We start from the raw sequence: 262 nt of genomic DNA on the forward strand, positions 1-262 counted from the left end.
CTGGGTCGAGCAGGTCAGCCATGTCGACAAGCTGCTCTGGGAGCATTCGGATTACGGCATCCTCGATTCCGGCTCGCGCAACAAATATCGCAAGCAGATCGAGAAGCTGGCCAAGCGCTCGCCGCTGTCGGAAATGGAAATCGCCCAGCTGGCGCTCGACATGACCGATGCCGCCAAGGCCTCCGGCGAGCCGCAGCCGCATGAACCGAATGTCGGCGGCTTCCTGTCGGGCGCGCAGCGGCCGAAGCTCGAGGCGCGGGCC

General features: G+C 65.3%; 1 protein-coding gene. It reads left to right on the forward strand.

Going from position 1 to position 262, the window contains the following annotated elements:
• Positions 1–262 (forward strand): hypothetical protein (locus EOD29_RS32640; protein WP_164763989.1); only part of this gene is annotated, 262 nt, incomplete at both ends.

Source organism: Mesorhizobium sp. M1A.T.Ca.IN.004.03.1.1 (assembly GCF_003997555.1).
Taxonomy (GTDB): domain Bacteria; phylum Pseudomonadota; class Alphaproteobacteria; order Rhizobiales; family Rhizobiaceae; genus Mesorhizobium.